Raw genomic sequence first — 15,132 nt, 5'->3', positions numbered from 1 at the left:
CGATGGTTCATGTTCAACGCACATTCGTCGTCAAGAAGCCACGCGATATCGTCGTAGCGTATCTGCGCGATTTCGCCCACGCCGAAACGTGGGATCCAGGAACACAGAAGTGCGTACAGACCACGCCCGGGGAGATCGGTGTCGGTACCGAGTGGCACAACGAATCCAAGCTCGCCGGGATCAGTACCGAGCTCACTTACCGCATGGTCGAAGATCGTGCAGACGGAGTGAAATTCGAGGGGAGCAACAAGACTGCCTCGTCGGTCGACGACATCAGGTTCTCCGATGCAGGGGAAGGCTCTACGCGGATCACCTACAACGCCATCATCACGTTCAACGGAATCGCGAAGCTGTCGGATCCGATCTTCAAGCTGGTGTTCGAGAGGGTCGGCGGCAAGACCGTCGAAGCGATGACGAGGACGCTCGAAGCGCTCTGAGCTCCGAAACGAGCAAGGCCCCACACAGTGCGTGGGGCCTTGCTGTTCGTTGGTGCGAGAGGATCAATAGAAAGTCTTGCGGCCGCCGACTGCGCGACCAGTGGCGCCGAGAATTGTCAGCACTGCCCCGACAACAATCAGGATGATGCCAATCGTTGTCAAGATGCTGATCGACGCGAAATAACCGATGAGCGCGAGAATGATTCCCAGGACGATCACTGTCTTACCTTCTTTCGATTTCGATGCCGTGTCCGGCATCTCCCGACCTACTTTAGTAGACCGCCGAACATTTTAGAACATACCCTGATGTTAGTCGAAAATGCGGTGGCACTTGCGATTTCAAACATCTCACAATTTTCTCGCAACGCACGATCGCGCTCGGCCCACGACAGAATGACCCCGAGAGTGCGATGAGGAACTCGCACATCGAGAGAGCCATTCGGACCGTACGCCACCTGCTGGACGAAGGACGTGTGGTACTCGTTTCTTGCGAGTACCGGGCAAAGGAGACTACCCCGCGAGCAAAGACTCGAAACCAATGTGGACCGTAGAAGTACGCAGAATATGCCGAGGGCGAGCCGACCTGGTATTGCTATACGCATGGAGCCTGGGGATGTGGGGGACTCCGCGGCGGGGTTCATCACCCCGTGCCGGGCGGGCACCTTCGAATTCGACGTAGTGACGAACGCATTGGTGTGGTCGGACGCCCTCTTCGAGATCTACGGTTACGATCCGGGATCGGTCACCCCGACGACCGAACTTCTTATCGACGCAGCCCATCCGGACGATCGTGCGCAGGCTGCGAAGGTGCTTGCGACCACCCTGGCGTCGGGAACCGGATGCGTCCACGCGCATCGGATCATCACCCCTGCGCGCCAAGTGCGCCACATCGTCATCGTGGGAAGCCCACTGACGAACCAAGACACAGGTACCGTCCGGTTCACGGGGTACGCCGTCGATGTCACGCGCACCACCGAAAATGTCGTGACGGAAAGCGTCAACGATGCGGTGCAATCGGTGCTCGCATCGCGCGCCGTTATCGAGCAGGCGAAGGGTGCACTGATGTTCGCGTTCGGTGTCGACGCCGACACTGCGTTCGGAGTGCTGTCCTGGCAATCACAAACACACAATCTGAAGTTGCGTTCGCTGGCGGAGCAAGTGGTGAGGGACCTGCAGACCTTCGATCCAACCGCGGACGATGTGAAGTCCGGTGTCAGTCATCTGTTGCTCACCGCGCACGAGCGATTGGTTCGCTGACAAACGAGAAGACGCCCCGTGCAGATGCACGGGGCGTCTTGTCATTGAAACCGTGTTCTCAGCCCGCGTTGTTCGCGGCTTCGTTTTCGCTCGATGCTCCCGAGGTGGACAGCTGACCACCCGAGTTCTCCAGGTGCGCACGGACGAACCAGTGGAACAGTTCGAGTTGCGCGCTCTGGCCGATCAGCATGTCCTCGGTGATCGGATCGATCTTGCCGATCTCGTCGATTGCCTTGCGGGTATCGCCGATGACTCCCACATACACCAGGTCGAGCGCACCCAGGTGCTCGATCGCGGTGGCGCGGCCGATCGAGTAGTCGTCCCACGATCGCTGTTCGACAATTGTGCCCGGGGTTCCCTTTGCTGACGACCCGAGGGTTGCGATGCGCTCGGCGACGTCGTCGGCAAAGCCACGGACAGCCTCGACCTGAGGATCAATCATCTCGTGGACAGCGATGAAGTTCGGTCCCACCACATTCCAATGAATGTGCTTCAGCGTCAGGTGCAGATCGTTGTATGCGTTCAGGCGATCCTGGAGCAGAGCTGCGATGCGATCGCCCTCGTCGGTGCTCAATCCGGGAACGGTGTACGAAGTCGAATTGCTCATGAGATGCGGCTACCCGGGGCGGCTTCGTGCGAAACACGCCCCGGGCAGATGAGTCGAGCGTTACTTCTCGTGCGAGTCCTTCGTCAGAGACGGTGACTCATCCGGCAGTGCCTCAGGCTCGTCGTCGACAACAGGCTCCTCCTTCGGGGGGCGCTTGAGGCTCAGGATGATCGAGCCTGCCAGTACCGCGATGATGACCACCAAACTGATCATCGACGGGATCTCCGGGATCGAGGTACTGATGACCTTGTGGCTGGCCTGGAGGATCAGCTTGACGCCGATGAATCCGAGGATTATGGCCAAGCCCTTGGACCGGTAATGGAACTTGTCCAGTAGACCCGAAAGCAGGAAGTACAGTGCGCGAAGTCCGAGGATCGCGAATGCGTTCGACGAGTACACGATGAACGGGTCGTCGCTGACTGCGAGCACTGCCGGAACGCTGTCGACGGCGAAGACCAGATCGGCCGCTTCGATGGCCACCACCACGGCGAGAAGTGGAGTGGCAACCCGCTTACCGGCTTCCTTGACGAAGAACTTGGTGCCCTCGTACTCGTCGCGTACCGGGATCACCTTCCGCAGCAGGCGTACTGCGAGCGAGGTACTCGGATCGTACGAGTCGTCCTCGTCCTTCATGAGCTTCCACGCGCTGTAGAGCAGGATCGCGGCGAAGACGAACAGCACGACCGTGAACTTGCTGACGATCGCTACGCCTGCGGCGAGGAAAATTCCTCGGAACACCAGGGCGCCGATGACACCGAAGAACAGCACGCGGTGCTGATATTCACGGGGCACCTTGAAGTATCCGAAGATCAGTGCGAACACGAAGAGGTTGTCCACGGACAGGCTCTTCTCCAGCAGCCAGGCCGTGGTGTATTCGACGCCTGCCGTCGTCCCGAGGGTGGCGAACACGACTCCACCGAAGATCAGGGCGACGCCCACCCACAGGGCGCTCCACCAGGCGGCTTCCTTGAAGCCGATAATGTGCGCGCCGCGGTGCGCGAGTAGGTCGATGGCAAGAAGAATGACGATGACAGCAGCGAACGCTGCCCATGCCCACACGGGAACGTTCATCGGCGAGTGTCCTTACTTCTCAGCCGCGAGCCCAAGCTTTTCAACTTGGCCTGGTTCTCGGGCTTCGTGGCGAACGCGCGCGCCTGCGCGACCACCTTTTTACCCTGGGGGCTGCGGGCGAAAACCTGCAGTTTCTGAATTAGGGAGGCCATGATCGGTGCTCCTTCTCGAGTAGCGGGGAGCGGCAGTGGTTCGGCCGCGACTACTCAAGTGTGCCTGTTATGAATCCGGCATGCACCGTTCGATATCGGACATGTATGACCGATTTCAATTGCCGGATTCAGGCAATGTCGAGGGTTTTCAGTAAGCCGAGTGTGGCCAATCGAGCAGTCGCGCCCCGTACACCGCGGCCTGAAGAGCGAAACGCTCGCTCGGATCTGCGACATCGTGCCCGGTCAGCTCCGCTACTCGTGCTAGCCGATAGGTCACCGCGCGGACCGAAAGGTGCATAGCGCGAGCGGTCGACGCCGAGTTGCCACCCGACGAGAAGAACGCAAGCAAAGTGTCGAGCAGTGGTTCGGCGCCGCCGCGCGCGTGCAGAAGCGGAGTCAGAACCGTGTCGACCAGATCGGTGATCGCGGGCCGATCGTCGAGCAGTACCCGGTAGACGAGCAGATCCCGGGCATCGACCACTTGGGTGTCCAGGCCCAACTTGGCGGCCAGTTCGAGGGCGTCGAGCGCCTCTCGGTACGAGGAGGCGACGCCCGCGCCGCTTTGGCCAGGTCTACCGACCCCCAACCTGTGGGTCCATCCCTCCGTGGTGCGACGCTGCCCCGTGGCGATCGAGACCCGATCGACGACATGGGTCACCGCCTGATGGCTCGGAGCGGCGAACACTACGACGAGCCTGCCTTCCTTGCTCGCCACCATCACCTCGGAGTCACCCTTGCTGCCTTCGACGGCGCGTTCGACGTCCGCGATGACGGAGCCTCCGTCGGTGAACGGGGTCGTGGCATCGACCACGATGACGGCATGCGGACCGGAGAGGTCGAGCCCGAAGTTCGTGGCACGACCGAGCACTCCCGCGACGTCAGCGCTTCCGGACAGTAGATCGTCGACGAACTCGCGGCGCGCGGACACCTCGGCGCGAACCAGGGTGCGCCGAGCCAGCTGAAAGCCCTCGGCGAGCTCGGCGACGGCGTCGTCGACGGCGTGCAGCATCACTTCGCCTGCGGTCACGACGGCACCGGGATCGCGCTCGGCGTTCATGATTGCGGGCAAAGTGCGCCACAAACGCCACGCCGAGGAGAGATACAGGTCGAGCAACGCACGCAGCGCGACGCCCTGTTTGGCTGCGGTATCTCCGTGAGTGCGCAACGTGCGCAGTTGTCTTCTGGTCAACGGCCTTCCATCCGACACCGCGGAGGACAGTACGTCGAGGAAATCACCGAGCAGTTCGGTCGACAGCCCGCCGGCATCCTCGGCGGCTAAGTCTGCCACCCGGCGTTGCGGCTCGTCTCCTGCTTGATCGGACTGGTGTGCCACAGACATCATCGTAAGCTGGCGGCGTTCAGGCGCCGTTGTCGAGCGCCAGGACCGACACAAGCTGGTAGGCCACGGGGGCCGCGGCGATTCCGGTGATCTCCGCCTGGTCGTTGATGGTGTGGTCACCGCCGAGCGTCAGAATCTTGAACGGAAAGACTTTCAGCGCCGGACTGCACGGCCGCACGGAGCGGATGAATATCGTGTTGCGTTCACTCGAAAGCATTTATCCGGTAGTCGCATTTCGGAGCCCCGTCGTCGGCGAGGCCGTGTCGTTGTCCGGGTAGACAGAACGGACTTCTTGGGCGCCTTCGAGGCAAACTTTGCCGGGGCACTACCGATACCTGGAACGCTTGTTCGGACACGTCGTCCAAGACGAATTCGACGAGCGACACCCTGGACTCTTCTCGGCAGACGACGACATCTCGTGGACCGCGGGTTAGCGCCGAACCGATGAGTTACCGTCTAGGACAGATCGGCGCCGCGTCGGGGGCGGCGCCGATCCCTTGTCCTTCAAGGTCGAGCGGTGCCTGCTTCGCGATCGAGCAGTGGTTTCGTACGGTAGGGAATGAGCTCGCTCATCGCTATGGACATATTGGTCCGTTCCACTCCCGGAATTTTCAGAATGAGCCCGGCGACGCGATATAAATCGTCTGCATCGACAGCGGCGATACGGATGTGCATGTCCGAAGCACCGGACAGTCCATAGACCTCCAGCACTTCCGGGATCGTGCGCAGATGGTTGGTGACCTCGGCCAGCTTGTGCTGGTCCACCCGAGTGGTGACGAACGCCTGGAGTGAGTACCCCAGACTGCGCGGGCGGACTCGGTGATCGATCGGGGTGAGTGCTTCCTTCTCTTCCCAACGAGTCAGACGAGCCTGAACAGTGTTGCGGGACACTCCGAGGCTGTTTGCCAACTCGACGCCGGTCGCGCGTGGCCTCTCACACAAGGCCAGTAGTAGACGGGCGTCCGTTCGGTCGAAATCGGTCATCGGTTCACGGTAATGCGCTCCGCGCCCGTGCGCGGTAAGTAACACGGGAGTGTCACTGAACACGCACCGGCGGAGCAGCCGCATCTCTTCCTGGCGCCAGATCTGCGATGTCCAGCCCTCGATCCACAACGTCGGTCGGCACCTCGGCATCGCGGACGAGGGCTGCGCCGACGCGGGCGAGCGCCGCGCACGTCTGGATTCCGTAACCGCCCTGCCCCGCGCACCAGAAGAAACCGTCGACCCTCGGATCGAATCCGACGACCGGTGTCCGGTCCGGCACGAAACTCCTCAACCCAGCCCACGACGATCGCACGTGCCGAGTGGTCAGGTACGTGGTTTCGAGGATGGCATCGAGAGCCCGTGCAATCTCGAGCTCGTCGGGCTTCGCATCCCCCGGCGGCATCGGGGTTTCGTCGGCGGGTGAGCACAGCATCTGATGCCCCTCGGGCTTGATGTAGAAGGACTCGTCGATGTCACTGAGAGTCGGAAGAATCGAACCGTCGACTCCGTCCGGCATGCTCACCATGAAGACAGTCCGGCGCAGTGGCTCGAGACCGGATCGCGCAGCACCTGCAAGATCTGCCACCGAGTCCGCCCACGCACCCGCTGCATCGACGACGACGGGTGCCTGCCGCACGACGCCGTCGACACTCTGCACGTCCCACCGATCACCGCGACGCCTCAGCGCCACTACGGCACTGTCGGTTCGGACCGACCCTCCGCGACGCCGCAGGCCGCGGACGTATCCCTGGTGCAGGGCATGAACGTCGACCTCCTTGGACCCGGGCTCGTACATTGCGAGGTCGATGCGGTCAGAGCGCAAGAGAGGAAACAGCGACCGCGCTTCGTCCGGTGACACGATCCGCGCATCGGGTGTGTGTGCTCGGACCTGATCGAACAGCGACTCGAGTTTCTCGCCGCGCCCTGGGCCTGCGAATTGAAGCAGAGACCTAGGAGACACCAGTTGCCCACGGAAGTCTTCCGGTGGATCGAGCAAGAACTGCCTGCTCGACGTCGTCAGTGCACGGATAGCCGCATTCCCATACGTCTCGAGAAAGAGCGCAGCCGAGCGTCCGGTGGTGTGGAACGCCAGAACCGGTTCCTGCTCGAGCACACACACCCGTCTGTCCTGAGCTAGTTCGTAGCCGATGGATACACCCCCGATTCCACCGCCGATAACGATCACGTCGTAATGGGTATCGCTCACCGGTCTCCCTCCGTTCTGCTGTCGAGCAGTCTTGTGTGGCCATTGGTTACAGTCGCTCGGTGACGAACGCAGATCGGCAGAGCCAGTATCGATTGTCCGGTGCGTGGAACTTCCGCGATGTCGGCGGGGCCCGAACGGAGGATGGGCGGCTCGTCCGCAACGGTGTGCTCTTCCGCTCGTCCGAGCTCAGCCATCTCGACGACGCCGGCCGATCCGAGCTGACGAGCCTGGGCGTACGCCAGGTTTTCGATCTCAGAGGCGACGCGGAGGTGCGTCGTTCCGGCGTCGACGCCGTTCCGGGCGGTGTCACCGTTGTGGCCGTTCCCTATCGGGGCGAGCAGGGGGATAAGGCTCCGCACGAGGAACTTCTCTCCGACGGGGGAGACGCCCAGCTCGGCTACATGCTGCGCACCTACACCAGTTTCCCGTCGCTCTCCGGCGCACACAAGGCCATCCGAAGCGTCGTCCATGCGATCGGCGCAGGGGAGGGTCCCGCGTTGGTGCACTGTGCCGCGGGAAAGGACCGTGCCGGCTGGACGATAGCGACCGTTCTTCGGGCGGTCGGCGTCACGGACGAACACATCGTGGCGGACTTCATGGCGAGTAACGATGCCATCGAGCCGCTGCGCGAGCACGTCAAGGCCGTGTGGCCGCCGGATGTGAACGGAAGGCCGGTGGATCCGTCCGACGCCTTGCTTGGGGTCGCCGAAACGTACTACCGCACCGGCCTCGATGCGGTGACCAGTACTCATGGGTCGTTCGAAGGGTATTTGGACGCTATCGGAGTGACGCAGGAAGACCTCGTTCGATTGAGAGGTGAACTGCTCGTCGACTGGTCGTGATCAAAGGCAGCTAACCTCTGCACATGCGCACTGGCCAAATTGCGCCGGATTTTCGGCTCCCCGACCACCAAGGGCGCGTCCGGTCGCTCAGCGAGCTGCTGGACAACGGTCCGGTAGTTCTTTTCTTCTACCCCGCAGCATCGAGTCCGATCTGCAACGCGGAGGCCTGCCACTTTCGCGATCTGGGCCGGTCGTTCGACGCACTGGGCGCTCAGCGTGTGGGTATCAGCACCGACACAACCGACAAGCAGTCGCACTTCGCGCTGCAGAGGTCGTTCGACTATCCGCTGTTGGCCGACTCCGACTGCGCCGTTGCCGAGCAATTCGGCGTGCGCAGGGGCGGCTGGCTGATGAAGCGGCGCAGAAGACAGGAAATTAAGAGAGGTAGATCACACGCAGTGAAGCGTGGATACATCCGTCGACTGCTGTCCGTGAAGCGAACTACATTTGTCATCGACCGAAATCGCGTTGTGCGATTGGTGGTCACCAGCGAGCGCGCTCACGTCCACGCGGACAAGTCGCTGGACTATTTACGCTTTCTGGCCTGAGGGGTGTTCACCGCTGAACAGGGCGGTGTAGACCGCAGGCTTCTTGTTCTCTGCGGGCGCGTCGTCGCTCGACGCGTCGACGTGCGAGAAGAGGGCTTCGGTTTTCTTGGATGGTTCCATGGCACGAGCATGCCCTCGAAAACCCGAAAATGCCACTTGGACTCGCGGACGCGCGGCAAGAAATACTGACGTGCAACGAGTTTGATCGTGCCGTCGATCAGGTGAAACACTGTGCCCGTGCCTGACCTGGAAACAGTCCTCGCCGGACTACGCCGCAGCCCCGACGCCGAGGCCCCCAACCTGTTTGCCGTCGACGCCGCGGACCGGCTGATAATCGATTCTGCAAGCGACGTCGTCGCTGATCTCGCAGGGGCGTCGGTAGCGGTGATAGGCGACCGATACGGTGCGCTGACCTTGGGAATGGCGGTCGTGCACGGGATTACCGGGATTCGAGTGCACCAAGACTCTTATACCGGCGAGCTCGCCCTCGCGCGCAACGCGGCGGAGGCCGGACTCGACGGTGTCTACCGCAGTTGCGGGTTGGACGAGGCGTTGCTCGACGGCGCCGAGGTCGTGCTCGTGCAACTGCCGCGCAGTCTTGCCGAGCTCACCGAAATCGCCGAGACCATCGCCCGGTTCGCTGCTGCCGATGTACAGGTCTTCGCTGGAGGGCGAGACAAACACATGACACCCGCGATGAATTCGGTTCTTCGGCATTCCTTCGAATCGGTCAGCGCGGGCCGAGGTAGACAAAAAGCGCGGGTGCTGACTGCATCGGGTCCGCTCGCCACCGACGTGCCGTCCTTCCCGGTGACCGAGGTGCTGGGCGACGTGGAATTGACCGTCGTCGCACACGGCGCCGTATTCGCCGGTGCGAAGCTCGATATCGGTACGCGATTCCTCGCAACCTTCATGGGCCGGATGAAGCCCGACGCGCGAGCGGTGGTCGATCTCGGTTGCGGTACGGGAATTCTGGCCTGCTTGGCGACACGGACACACCCGGACGCCCGCATTCTCGCAACCGATCGCTCGGCCGCTGCAGTGGCGTCGGCTCGGGCGAGCGCTCAAGCCAATGGGGTAGTCGTCGACGTCGTTCGCGACGACGCCATGGGAACGTTCGCGGACTCGTCCGTGGACCTGATCGTGTGCAATCCGCCGTTCCACGAGGGGGCATCGCTCCACACCGGGAGCGCCGAGAAGCTGTTCGCGGCCGCGGGCCGTGTCCTGGCACCGGGCGGGGAGCTGTGGACAGTGTTCAACACCCACCTCGCCTATCGACGGGCAATCGCGGACGCCGTCGGACCGACCGAGGTGGTGGGGAAGAATGCGAAGTTCACCGTCACTCGGTCGATCGTCTGACCTCTACTCGACCGGCCCGCCGTCCTCGGGCGTGCCGTCGACCTGACCGCGATTGCGTCCGAGATCTTCGACGAGGGTGCCCTCGATGATCTCGGCCTGACGTTGTCCGTCTGCATAGTCGATATCGGGATTCTCGTCGGACTCCAGGATTTCGTGGTCGACGAACTCCTCGGTCAGTTCTTCGTCGGGTGTCTCCGATACCGAGCGCTCGTTCTCTTCGACTGCTGTGTCGGGCTCCTCTTCGCTGAGCTTTTCGTCGAGGCTTTCGCCCTCACGGGCCTCAGCTGCGGTGGTGCCGAACTTGTCCGCCTCGCTCCAATGGTCGGGAGCATCGACCACGGTGTCGCCGTCGTCGTTGCGGATCTCGTCCGAGTCGACGCTTTCGCTCGGATCGAGTGTCTGGTCAGGTCCGTCTTCGATGCTCATGCTCGAAACCTACCCGCTGACACGTCGGCTCAATCGCCCCGAGCCCGGGCCGTCACGGTCGTGCGTGCGCGTGGAGCTCATGGTCACGGTAGAGTCCGAATTGTCGGAAGTTCTCGCGGCCCGACTGGGAACTTTTGTCCGTATGTGAAACGTTCTTCATACAACTGCCGGATAACAACGGCGTCGGGCTCGAAACGAAGGGCTTGCGCTCTTAGAAGGGATGTCACACGGTGCGCACCTCCAGCAACCCGGTGTTCCGCAACCTGCCCAAGCAGCAGGGCGGCGGATACGCCACTTTCGGCACTGCGACGGCCGGAGCCACTCAGGCAACGCAGTTCGGTCAGCCGCCCACTGCTGAGCCCTACCGGACCGGACCCGCAACACGGGCCATGACCATCGACGACGTCGTCACCAAGACCGGCATCACACTCGGTGTGCTGACTGTCTCGGCCATCATCTCGTACGTCCTGTCGAAGGGAAACCCGGACCTCGCTCCGATGTTCGTCATCGGTGGCGGCATCGTGGGCCTCGTCCTTGTTCTCGTCGCAACCTTCGGTCGCAAGATGGACAACCCCGCGATCGTTCTCGCCTACGCGGTAGCCGAGGGACTCTTCCTCGGTGCGCTCTCGCTCATGTTCACGGGTGTCGAATTCGGTGGCGTGGGCGGAACAGCGCTCATCGGCCAGGCGGTCGTCGGCACGTTCGGTGTGTTCTTCGGAATGCTGGTGGTCTACAAGACCGGCGCGATTCGTGTCACCCCGCGCCTGACTCGCATGATCATCGGCGCGCTCATCGGCGTCGTCGTGCTGGCACTCGGCAACCTGGTTGCCAGCTTCTTCGTCGACGGTGGCCTCGGCCTTCGCGACGGTGGCCCCATCGCGATCATCTTCAGCCTCGTCTGCATCGGTATCGCAGCGTTCAGCTTCCTGCTGGACTTCGACCAGGCCGATCAGCTGATCCGCGCACAGGCGCCGGAGAAGGCAGCCTGGGGCGTTGCACTCGGACTCACCATCACTCTCGTGTGGTTGTACGTCGAAATCCTGCGTTTGCTCAGCTACTTCAACAACGACTAGTAGGTCGAACTCAGCAGCTCCAACAAAGGCCCCGTTGCTCTTTCGAGCAGCGGGGCCTTGTTGCGTGGTCTTTCTTACTAGCTCAAGCGCTCGAGCACCATTGCCATGCCCATTCCGCCGCCGACGCACATGGTCTCGACGCCGAACGTCTTGTCCTGCGTCTTCAGGTTGTTCAGCAGTGTCGTGGTGATGCGAGCACCCGTCATGCCGAACGGGTGACCAATGGCGATGGCACCGCCCGAGATGTTGAGCTTGTCGTGATCGATGCCGAGTTCGCGAGCGGAACCGAGCACCTGCACCGCGAACGCTTCGTTGATCTCGAACAGGTCGATATCCGAGATCGAGAGGCCTGCAATCGAGAGCGCACGGCGAGTTGCCTCGATGGGGCCGAGGCCCATGATCTCGGGCGAGGTGCCGGTGACACCGGTGGAGACGATGCGCGCCAGCGGCGTCAGGCCGAGCGCCTTGGCCTTCGTGTCGCTCATGATCACGAGAGCGGCTGCACCGTCGTTGAGCGGGCAGGCGTTACCCGCAGTGATCGTGCCGTTGGGGCGGAACACGGGCTTGAGCTGGCTGATCTTTTCGTAGGTGGTGCCGGCGCGAGGACCGTCGTCGGTGGAGACGACGGTGCCGTCGGGCAGCGTCACCGGGGTGATCTCACGCTCGAAGAAGCCGGAGTTGATCGCTTCCTCGGCGCGGTTCTGGCTGCGGACGCCCCAGTGGTCCTGTTCTTCGCGGCTGATGCCGGTGAGGATCGAGACGTTCTCGGCAGTCTGGCCCATCGCGATGTAGGCGTCGGGAACGTCACCGTTCTCGCGGGGATCGGTCCAGCTGTCCGCGCCTTCTTCCTGCGCCTTCTTGGTGCGTGCCTCGGCGTCGGCGAAGATCGGGTTGTGGCTCTGCGGAAGCGAGTCGGAGCTGCCGTGGATGAAGTTGGAGACGCTCTCGACTCCGGCGGAGATGAATACATCGCCTTCGCCCGCTTTGATCGCGTGCAGCGCCATGCGCGTGGTCTGCAGCGAAGACGAACAGTAACGAGTGATCGTGGTGCCGGGCAGCGAGTCGTAGCCGAGGAGGACTGCGACGATGCGCGCCAAGTTGTTGCCCTGCATGCCTCCTGGCAGACCGCAGCCGAGCAGAAGGTCGTCGATGTCGGTTGGATCCAGCTCGGGGACCTTCGCGAGGGCTGCGGCCACCATCTGCACGGTGAGGTCGTCAGGACGGATGTCCTTGAGCGATCCCTTCATTGCGCGGCCGATCGGTGAACGAGCGGTACTGACGATCACTGCTTCTGGCATGAACTCTCCTTTGATGGATACTGGCTGAGTTACCACTGAGTAAGCGGTTCGGATTCGAACCTATCTGTAGGGTTCGGCACCCTATATTTCGGTACCCCGGCGGCGCAGAAATCGATCGACCGAAGCCGCTGCCCTGGTGCCGAGCCTCCGCGACTCGGCGGACGCGGACACCTCGGGTAGTTCCGGTAGCGGGCCACCCGTCCATTCGCCGAGTGCCGCTGCGAGCACCGGAAGTAGATGTTGCGCCGCAAGCTCGTACCCGGCAGCGGACGGATGGAAGCGGTCCGCGGAGAACATCGTGTCGGGAGCGGCGAGAAATTCCGGCGACAGCAGGTCTGCCAGCGCTACCGGATGCCCGCCCGCCTGAAGTGTGGCCGACGCCTGCGCGCGGGCGAGGCGGCGGCCCCAGTTTCGGACAACAGTGCGCAACGGCTGAGGGATCGCTGTCACCACCCCGAGGTCCGGGCACGTTCCCACCACCACAGCCGTTCCCTTGGCTGTGAGCCGTTCCACCGCGTCGTGGAGTCTGGACGCGGACGATGGAATGGAAAACTTCTTGGTCACGTCGTTGGTGCCGATCAGAATGACCGCGGCGTCCGGCGGTGGCCCGGCGACGAACATCGCGTCGACCTGGCCCTCCAAGCCTTTGGAGGTGGCACCGGCAATTGCCTTGGTGCTCAGCCTGATTCGCTTGCCGGTCTCGTCGGCGAGGCCACGAGCAACCAGTACGCCCGGCACCTCGTCGGCGACGGCGCAGCCGACACCTGCTGCCGTCGAGTCACCGAAGATCATCAGGTGAATATCTGCTGAACTTCCCGCCCGCCAGCGCTGCGGACTCAGATCGCCCGGTCCGTACACACCGTCCGCCTCGGGAGGCTTGGCGGTATTGCGCCCGATCACACCGCGCGCGGACGTGGCCTGCGACATCAGATGCCTGTACGCGGCCCACGACGCAGTCCCTGCTGAGGAGCCTGCGAGGACGGTCGCAGCACCCGCTTTGGCGGCGGTTCGCCATCGAGTCACGGGCACGGCTTCATGCTTTCTTCGAAACACACAAGATCCATCGTAGGCACGAAATCCGCTTCTTCTCGGCGGTACCGAGAGAGGACTTCCCGGCATCTGGGAAGATGGGCACATGCGCATCGCTCAACACATCACCGAACTCATCGGCAACACTCCGTTGGTCAAGCTTTCCTCCGTTGTCGGCGGCGGGGCGGGCACGGTGGTTGCCAAGGTCGAGTACCTCAACCCGGGTGGCTCGTCCAAGGACCGTATCGCGATCAAGATGATCGACGCAGCCGAGGCGGCCGGTGAATTGAAGCCGGGCGGCACCATCGTCGAACCGACGTCCGGAAACACCGGTATCGGCCTTGCGCTCGTTGCGCAGCAGCGTGGATACAAGTGTGTCTTCGTGTGCCCGGACAAGGTCGGCGAAGAGAAGCGCAACGTGCTGCGAGCGTACGGCGCCGAGGTCGTGGTGTGCCCCACCGCTGTCGCGCCCGAGGATCCGAACAGTTACTACAGCGTCTCCGACCGCCTCGTTCGCGAGATCGACGGTGCCTGGAAGCCGAACCAGTACTCCAATCCTGCTGGTCCGCAGAGCCACTACGAGTCCACCGGCCCCGAAATCTGGGCTGACACCGACGGCAAGATCACACACTTCGTCGCGGGCGTCGGCACCGGCGGAACCATCTCCGGCACCGGTAAGTACCTCAAGGAGGTCTCCGGTGGCAAGGTCAAGATCATCGGTGTCGATCCCGAGGGCTCGGTGTACTCCGGTGGAACAGGACGGCCATACCTCGTCGAAGGCGTAGGGGAGGACTTCTGGCCCACCGCGTACGACCCGTCGATTCCTGACGAGATCATCGCCGTCTCCGACGCCGACTCGTTCGACATGACCCGTCGCCTCGCCCGTGAAGAGGCCCTGCTGGTCGGTGGTTCGTGCGGTATGGCAGCAGTCGCCGCGATCAAGGTCGCCGAGCGCGAAGGTCCCGACGCACTCGTTGTCGTACTGCTCCCCGACGGTGGTCGCGGCTACCTCGCGAAAATTTTCAGCGACAACTGGATGTCGTCGTACGGCTTCCTGCGATCACGCCTCGACGGCAAGGTCGACGAACCGTCCGTCGGCGACGTCCTCCGTGGGAAGTCCGGCGCCCTGCCGGACCTGGTGCACACGCACCCGTCGGAGACCGTGCGCGACGCCATTGAGATTCTGCGTGAATACGGTGTCTCGCAGATGCCCGTCGTCGGTGCCGAGCCGCCTGTCATGGCAGGCGAGGTTGCGGGCAGCGTCACCGAGCGTGAATTGCTCAGCGCAGTGTTCGAGGGGAGGGCGACGTTGGCCGACTCGGTCGCTCAGCACATGAGTAAGCCGTTCCCGCTCATCGGTGCAGGAGAGAACGTCTCCGACGCCACCAAGGCACTCGGCGAGACCGATGCTTTGATGGTCGTCGAAGAAGGCAAGCCCGTGGGCGTCATCACACGGCACGATCTGCTCGGATTTTTGAGCAAGGGGGCGTAGCCCAGGTGAGC

At 62.8% G+C, this 15,132-nt stretch carries 19 protein-coding genes; 7 read left to right on the top strand and 12 right to left on the bottom strand.

Annotated features, from left to right (window positions below):
- Nucleotides 1-2 precede the first annotated feature (2 nt).
- On the top strand, nt 3-437 hold the full coding sequence (locus QMK17_RS05860) for an SRPBCC family protein (RefSeq protein ID WP_283507483.1): 435 nt from the start codon (nt 3-5) through the stop codon (nt 435-437).
- Between the two features lie 63 nt (nt 438-500).
- Here the strand turns inward: QMK17_RS05860 and QMK17_RS05855 are convergent, their stop codons facing one another.
- Nucleotides 501-656 (bottom strand): DUF6131 family protein, encoded by a 156-nt coding sequence (locus QMK17_RS05855; protein ID WP_220376349.1) that lies wholly within the window; start codon nt 654-656, stop codon nt 501-503.
- A gap of 396 nt (nt 657-1,052) precedes the next feature.
- Here QMK17_RS05855 and QMK17_RS05850 point away from each other — a divergent pair, with 396 nt between their 5' ends.
- Nucleotides 1,053-1,694 (top strand): PAS and ANTAR domain-containing protein, encoded by a 642-nt coding sequence (locus QMK17_RS05850; RefSeq protein ID WP_283507482.1) that lies wholly within the window; start codon nt 1,053-1,055, stop codon nt 1,692-1,694.
- A gap of 58 nt (nt 1,695-1,752) precedes the next feature.
- On the opposite strand, the gene QMK17_RS05845 is transcribed toward QMK17_RS05850, so the two are convergent.
- The 7 genes from QMK17_RS05845 to QMK17_RS05815 form a co-directional block, all read right to left on the bottom strand.
- Nucleotides 1,753-2,301, bottom strand: a complete 549-nt coding sequence (locus tag QMK17_RS05845) for a Dps family protein (RefSeq protein WP_283507481.1) — start codon at nt 2,299-2,301, stop codon at nt 1,753-1,755.
- A 60-nt stretch (nt 2,302-2,361) separates the two neighbouring features.
- The gene (locus tag QMK17_RS05840; RefSeq protein WP_283507480.1) at nt 2,362-3,372 is read right to left on the bottom strand and encodes a TerC family protein; all 1,011 of its coding nucleotides are present in this window, start codon (nt 3,370-3,372) and stop codon (nt 2,362-2,364) included.
- Nucleotides 3,369-3,524, bottom strand: coding sequence for a hypothetical protein (locus QMK17_RS05835; RefSeq protein WP_283507479.1), 156 nt, complete (start codon nt 3,522-3,524; stop codon nt 3,369-3,371). The genes QMK17_RS05840 and QMK17_RS05835 overlap by 4 nt, the downstream gene beginning before the upstream one ends.
- Nucleotides 3,525-3,672: 148 nt before the next feature.
- Complete coding sequence (locus QMK17_RS05830; protein WP_283507478.1) at nt 3,673-4,857, bottom strand: PucR family transcriptional regulator; 1,185 nt, start codon at nt 4,855-4,857, stop codon at nt 3,673-3,675.
- 25 nt (nt 4,858-4,882) lie between these two features.
- Entirely contained in the window at nt 4,883-5,080 is a 198-nt protein-coding gene (locus tag QMK17_RS05825; RefSeq protein ID WP_283507477.1) for a hypothetical protein, read from the bottom strand.
- A 287-nt stretch (nt 5,081-5,367) separates the two neighbouring features.
- Nucleotides 5,368-5,847 carry an Lrp/AsnC family transcriptional regulator gene (locus QMK17_RS05820; RefSeq protein ID WP_283507476.1) on the bottom strand — a complete coding sequence of 160 codons (480 nt, stop codon included), beginning with the start codon at nt 5,845-5,847 and terminating at the stop codon, nt 5,368-5,370.
- A 52-nt stretch (nt 5,848-5,899) separates the two neighbouring features.
- Nucleotides 5,900-7,054: an NAD(P)/FAD-dependent oxidoreductase gene (locus tag QMK17_RS05815; RefSeq protein ID WP_283507475.1), complete on the bottom strand. Its 1,155-nt coding sequence runs from the start codon at nt 7,052-7,054 to the stop codon at nt 5,900-5,902.
- 59 nt (nt 7,055-7,113) lie between these two features.
- Between QMK17_RS05815 and QMK17_RS05810 the strand changes: the two genes are divergently transcribed.
- Entirely contained in the window at nt 7,114-7,896 is a 783-nt protein-coding gene (locus QMK17_RS05810; protein WP_283507474.1) for a tyrosine-protein phosphatase, read from the top strand.
- A 23-nt stretch (nt 7,897-7,919) separates the two neighbouring features.
- Nucleotides 7,920-8,444 (top strand): peroxiredoxin, encoded by a 525-nt coding sequence (locus QMK17_RS05805; protein ID WP_283507473.1) that lies wholly within the window; start codon nt 7,920-7,922, stop codon nt 8,442-8,444.
- Here QMK17_RS05805 and QMK17_RS05800 read toward each other — a convergent pair.
- On the bottom strand, nt 8,427-8,564 hold the full coding sequence (locus QMK17_RS05800; protein WP_283507472.1) for a hypothetical protein: 138 nt from the start codon (nt 8,562-8,564) through the stop codon (nt 8,427-8,429). The two genes, QMK17_RS05805 and QMK17_RS05800, sit on opposite strands and share 18 nt — an antisense overlap.
- Before the next feature lie 117 nt (nt 8,565-8,681).
- On the opposite strand from QMK17_RS05800, the gene QMK17_RS05795 reads away from it, so the two are divergent.
- Nucleotides 8,682-9,803 carry a class I SAM-dependent methyltransferase gene (locus QMK17_RS05795; RefSeq protein WP_283507471.1) on the top strand — a complete coding sequence of 374 codons (1,122 nt, stop codon included), beginning with the start codon at nt 8,682-8,684 and terminating at the stop codon, nt 9,801-9,803.
- A 3-nt stretch (nt 9,804-9,806) separates the two neighbouring features.
- Here the strand turns inward: QMK17_RS05795 and QMK17_RS05790 are convergent, their stop codons facing one another.
- Nucleotides 9,807-10,229, bottom strand: a complete 423-nt coding sequence (locus QMK17_RS05790; RefSeq protein WP_283507470.1) for a hypothetical protein — start codon at nt 10,227-10,229, stop codon at nt 9,807-9,809.
- Between the two features lie 230 nt (nt 10,230-10,459).
- On the opposite strand from QMK17_RS05790, the gene QMK17_RS05785 reads away from it, so the two are divergent.
- Nucleotides 10,460-11,302, top strand: coding sequence for a Bax inhibitor-1/YccA family protein (locus tag QMK17_RS05785; RefSeq protein WP_283507469.1), 843 nt, complete (start codon nt 10,460-10,462; stop codon nt 11,300-11,302).
- A gap of 77 nt (nt 11,303-11,379) precedes the next feature.
- Here QMK17_RS05785 and QMK17_RS05780 read toward each other — a convergent pair whose 3' ends face one another.
- Nucleotides 11,380-12,600: an acetyl-CoA C-acetyltransferase gene (locus QMK17_RS05780; RefSeq protein WP_283507468.1), complete on the bottom strand. Its 1,221-nt coding sequence runs from the start codon at nt 12,598-12,600 to the stop codon at nt 11,380-11,382.
- An 81-nt stretch (nt 12,601-12,681) separates the two neighbouring features.
- A complete protein-coding gene (locus tag QMK17_RS05775) occupies nt 12,682-13,629 on the bottom strand; it encodes an SGNH/GDSL hydrolase family protein (RefSeq protein ID WP_283507467.1) in 948 nt (315 codons plus the stop codon).
- Nucleotides 13,630-13,735: 106 nt separating this feature from the next.
- On the opposite strand from QMK17_RS05775, the gene QMK17_RS05770 reads away from it, so the two are divergent.
- On the top strand, nt 13,736-15,121 hold the full coding sequence (locus QMK17_RS05770; protein ID WP_283507466.1) for a cystathionine beta-synthase: 1,386 nt from the start codon (nt 13,736-13,738) through the stop codon (nt 15,119-15,121).
- Nucleotides 15,122-15,132 lie beyond the last annotated feature (11 nt).

The organism is Rhodococcus sp. G-MC3, from assembly GCF_030063335.1.
Classification (GTDB): domain Bacteria; phylum Actinomycetota; class Actinomycetes; order Mycobacteriales; family Mycobacteriaceae; genus Rhodococcoides.
This window is presented reverse-complemented; position numbering and strand designations above follow the sequence as displayed.

Bases quoted from the DNA above. Each gene is read 5' to 3' on its own strand.
- QMK17_RS05790 (WP_283507470.1), bottom strand. From the start codon at position 10,229: ATGAGCATCGAAGACGGACCTGACCAGACACTCGATCCGAGCGAAAGC.
- QMK17_RS05800 (WP_283507472.1), bottom strand. From the start codon at position 8,564: ATGGAACCATCCAAGAAAACCGAAGCCCTCTTCTCGCACGTCGACGCG.
- QMK17_RS05780 (WP_283507468.1), bottom strand. From the start codon at position 12,600: ATGCCAGAAGCAGTGATCGTCAGTACCGCTCGTTCACCGATCGGCCGC.
- QMK17_RS05840 (WP_283507480.1), bottom strand. From the start codon at position 3,372: ATGAACGTTCCCGTGTGGGCATGGGCAGCGTTCGCTGCTGTCATCGTC.
- QMK17_RS05820 (WP_283507476.1), bottom strand. From the start codon at position 5,847: ATGACCGATTTCGACCGAACGGACGCCCGTCTACTACTGGCCTTGTGT.
- QMK17_RS05860 (WP_283507483.1), top strand. From the start codon at position 3: ATGGTTCATGTTCAACGCACATTCGTCGTCAAGAAGCCACGCGATATC.
- QMK17_RS05805 (WP_283507473.1), top strand. From the start codon at position 7,920: ATGCGCACTGGCCAAATTGCGCCGGATTTTCGGCTCCCCGACCACCAA.
- QMK17_RS05770 (WP_283507466.1), top strand. From the start codon at position 13,736: ATGCGCATCGCTCAACACATCACCGAACTCATCGGCAACACTCCGTTG.
- QMK17_RS05825 (WP_283507477.1), bottom strand. From the start codon at position 5,080: ATGCTTTCGAGTGAACGCAACACGATATTCATCCGCTCCGTGCGGCCG.
- QMK17_RS05845 (WP_283507481.1), bottom strand. From the start codon at position 2,301: ATGAGCAATTCGACTTCGTACACCGTTCCCGGATTGAGCACCGACGAG.
- QMK17_RS05835 (WP_283507479.1), bottom strand. From the start codon at position 3,524: ATGGCCTCCCTAATTCAGAAACTGCAGGTTTTCGCCCGCAGCCCCCAG.